Genomic DNA, 3664 nt, shown 5'->3' with positions numbered 1-3664 from the left:
CCGCGAACCGGGGCGGCGCGCACACGGCCCTGGGCGGCACGCTCGAAGGCGCGTTCTGCGGGAAGAAGGGGCCGGCGGCCCCCACCGCCAAGCGCAGCTTCGCCCTGGTCCCCGAGCTCACCGCGGCTCCGGCCGAGCAGGACCTCCCGGAGCGCGGTTCGCGCTGACCCGGACCGCGGGTGCCGCCCGGTGGTCCCCACCGGGCGGCACCCGCGGATCAGGCGGTGACGCGGATCTTGGACTGGCCGTGCCCGAACCGCTCCCAGTCCTCCATGAAGCGGGCCGTCAGGCCGTGCCGGGCCGCGAGATCGACCAGCGTCTGCGTGCGGTAGTAGAAGTCCTCCCGCAGGACCTGGTGTTCGGTGCCCTCGGTGCGGTCGAAGGTGAAGTCGAAGTAGCCGCCCGGGGCCAGGATCCGGCCGACGTGCGCGAGGCATTCTTCGATGATCTCGATCGGCGAGTGGGAGAACACGCTGTGGGCGTGCACGACGTCGAAGTGGGCGTCGGGCAGGAAGTCGAGCGTGAGGTCCTGGGTCAGGGTCAGGTGCGGCAGTTTGCCCTGGAGCTCCTGGCGGGCCAGCGTCTTCTTGGCCGATATCAGGATGTCGGGCGAGATGTCGATGCCGTAGTAGTGGCCGGCGTCGAGGTGCTCGATGAACCGCCAGCCCGCGCGCAGGTTGCCGCAGCCGATGTCGAGCATGGTGTGGTGCGGGGCGAGGCCGTGTTCCACGAGGTAGTCGAACTGCATCTTGCCGAGGGCCAGCCAGCGTTCGTGGGTCTGGCTGCCGACGGCGGCCTCGGGGTTGCGGGCGGTGTCGGAGGCCATGACCGCCCGGTAGTAGCCCACGTGGTCGGGGTGCTTGAGCCGCAGCCAGCTGTCGCGGGCGGCCCGGCGGACGTACGGGCCGATGCGTGCGGGGTTGCGCGCCGCGTAGCGGACCTTGTGGGTGAGGGTGGTGCGGTTGGAGACGAGGTTCTTCTTGGTTGCCATGGGAGTTCCTCCGGGAGGAGCGGTCGGGGGGCGGCGTTCAGCCGAGGCGGCGGCGCCGCAGCAGGCCGGCCGTCAGGGCGACGAGGGCAAGGGCCAGGAGCAGGTAGACCGTGGTGTCGATCGCCTGGAAGGTCCAGAAGTCCGAGCTGGGGTAGACCTTGTGGACCCGGCCCGTGAAGCCGTGCTCGTCCATGCAGCGGCGCAGCTCGTCCCCGGAGTACAGGCAGTTCTCCAGGGGGTGCTGGGCCCCGTCGGGGGTGAGGTAGCGGTATCCCGCGGACCAGGCACTGCCGATGAGCTGCTTGGGCGTCATGCCGGGGGTGATGCGGTCGACGGGGGTGACGAAGTCCCGCCGGAAGAAGGTCAGCACGGCGGCGGTGCACAGGACCACGCCGAGGGTCGCGCCCATCGCCGGGAGGGTGCGGCGCACCAGCAGGCCGGTCGCGGTGCCGGCGGCGAGTCCGAACAGGGCTCCGGCGACGGCCGAGGGGCCGGAGCCGCCCAGGACGTACGGGTCGTACCAGTAGACGCCGTCGGACATGTTGGAGATCGGCGCCCACCACCAGGCGATGAGGCCGGCGACGGCGGCCGAGAAGGCGGCTGCGCACAGGGCGGCGAGGCCGAACCGGGCGGCGAACCAGGCGCGGGCGCCGGTGTTCTGGGTGAGGACGACCTTGATCGTGCCGTTCTCCAGCTCGCGGCCGATGAGCGGGGCTCCCCAGAACATGCCGATGGCCGCCGGGAGCGCCAGGCCTATGGTGCCCAGGATCCGGATTCCGGTGTTGCTCTCGGACATGGCCGCGTAGGCCTGGGGCGGGCAGGTGCCGTTCCATCCCTTGCACTGCGAGAGGTCGTATCCGCCGATGGCCTCGATCAGGTCGGCCCGCCGCAGGGCGGCCCAGAGCGCGCAGACCGTGACGAGCAGGGTTCCGGTGAGGATGAGCAGGCGCTGCTGGCGCCAGGCGAGCCACAGGGTGCCCGTCATGCCGCGGCCTCCTTCGCGTCGGCGGCCGCCGCGGCGACCGTGGCGGGTGGTGCGCTGCGGTGGCCGGAGCGCAGGTGCGCGAGCAGGAGCTCTTCGAGGGAGGGGGTGGCGGTGATCCAGGCTTCGTCCGCGCCCGACGGGCGGGTGGAGCCGGGCGCGTTGCGCAGCAGGGCGGTCAGCTGGCGGCCCGTGGTGGTGGCGTGCACGACGGCGTCGCGGTCGGCTCCGCGCGGCAGGCCGTCCGGGGTGCCGGGGTCGGCGCGGCCGGTGACGCGGGTGTACGCCTGCCGCAGGTCCTGGGTGTCCCCGGCGAGCCGGATCCGGCCGTCCTGGAGGAGCAGGACGTGGTCGCAGACGTTCTCCAGTTCGGGCAGGACGTGCGAGGAGATCACGACGGTGATCCCGCGGTCGGCGGCCTCGGCCATGAGCAGGCCCGTCACCTCGTGGCGGACCAGTGGGTCGAGGTCGGCGAGCGGTTCGTCCAGGAGGAGCAGGTCGGCCTGTTTGCCGAGGGCCAGGGCGAGGGCGACGCGGGTGCGTTTGCCTCCGGAGAGGGTGCCGATCCGGGTCTTCGGCGAGATGTCCCCGTCGCCCACGATGCGTTCGGCCTTCGCCTGGTCCCAGCGTTCGGGGCTGAGCCTGCGGCCCACGGCCAGCATCTCGGCGACGGTGAACTGCGGGTAGAGCGGCTTGTCCTGGCTGACGAACGCCGTGCGGGAGCGTGCGGCCCGGCTGCCGGGGACGGCGCCGAAGACCCGGATCTCCCCGGTGGTGGGCCGCAGCAGGCCGGTCATCAGGTGGAACAAGGTGCTCTTGCCGGCCCCGTTGGGGCCGACGAGCGCCGTGATCCTGCCCGCCGGCAGTTCGAACTCGCAGTCGTGCAGGGCCCGGTTCCCCCGGAACCACTGCCCCAGTCCTGTCGCCCGGAGCGCCGGTCCGGCGGTCGGGTCGTTCACGTGGTGTCCTCTCGTGACGGTGCTTCGGCGGTGGTGGCGGCCCGCACGGAGCCCTTCGGCGCCTGCGCCGCCGCGGCGAGCGCCGCCTCGACGAGCGCCAGGACGTCCTCGCGGCCCAGCCCCGCCTCGTGCGCCCGCTTCACCCAGGCGACGAGGTCGCCGCGCAGCGGCGAGTCGGCCGCCGCCTCGGGGCGGGAGAGCGAGCGGGTGACGAACGTGCCCTGGCCCGGGCGGGGTTCGACGAGTCCTTCGCGTTCCAGCTCGCGGTAGGCCTTCAGCACGGTGTTGGGGTTGATGGCGGTGGCTTCCACCACGGCCCTGGCGGTCGGCAGCCGGTCCCCCGGTTCCAGTACGCCCAGTCTGAGCGCCTGTTTGACCTGGCTGACGAGCTGCAGATACGTGGCGACACCGCTGTGCCGGTCCACCTGAAACTCGATCATGCGCCTGCCTCATTCCACTAATGCCTTAGTGGAATGGTGCAGCGCTGGGTCATGGTCCGTCAAATCGCCGGCCTGCGCCTGGATGTGGCGGGATCTCCGGACCTCGGAATCCCGTCACCGAGGGCACGGGGTGGAAGGACCGGCGGATGCGGGAGCGAGAACGTCGTCCCGGGCCGTCAAGTGGCCCGGAGCCGGGCGGGGAGCCGGGGCGCGGTGCGCCGGCCCGGCCTCGGCGGCCGGGCGGCCGCGGCCGTCAGCGCGCGGATCCGCTCGGTGAAGTCAGGGTCGGGCA

The 3664-nt window shown here is 72.5% G+C and carries 4 protein-coding genes; all 4 read right to left on the bottom strand.

The window, feature by feature from the left end; genetic code table 11:
• Window positions 1-217: 217 nt before the first annotated feature.
• Genes ACFXA3_RS38480 through ACFXA3_RS38465 form a run of 4 tightly spaced genes read right to left on the bottom strand, consistent with a single transcriptional unit; the run spans window position 218 to window position 3372 of the window.
• Complete coding sequence (locus ACFXA3_RS38480; RefSeq protein ID WP_385195328.1) at window positions 218-991, bottom strand: class I SAM-dependent methyltransferase; 774 nt, start codon at window positions 989-991, stop codon at window positions 218-220.
• A 37-nt stretch (window positions 992-1028) separates the two neighbouring features.
• A complete protein-coding gene (locus ACFXA3_RS38475) occupies window positions 1029-1976 on the bottom strand; it encodes a transporter (protein WP_385195326.1) in 948 nt (315 codons plus the stop codon).
• A complete protein-coding gene (locus ACFXA3_RS38470; protein WP_385195324.1) occupies window positions 1973-2932 on the bottom strand; it encodes an ABC transporter ATP-binding protein in 960 nt (319 codons plus the stop codon). The genes ACFXA3_RS38475 and ACFXA3_RS38470 overlap by 4 nt, the downstream gene beginning before the upstream one ends.
• Window positions 2929-3372 carry a GntR family transcriptional regulator gene (locus tag ACFXA3_RS38465; RefSeq protein ID WP_385195321.1) on the bottom strand — a complete coding sequence of 148 codons (444 nt, stop codon included), beginning with the start codon at window positions 3370-3372 and terminating at the stop codon, window positions 2929-2931. Before ACFXA3_RS38465 ends, ACFXA3_RS38470 begins: the two co-directional genes overlap by 4 nt.
• Between the last annotated feature and the right edge of the window lie 292 nt (window positions 3373-3664).

The organism is Streptomyces sp. NPDC059456 (assembly GCF_042750055.1).
In the GTDB taxonomy this organism is placed as follows: Bacteria; Actinomycetota; Actinomycetes; order Streptomycetales; family Streptomycetaceae; genus Streptomyces.
Note: the sequence above shows the minus strand (reverse complement) of the source record. Positions and strands in the feature narration are given on the sequence as shown.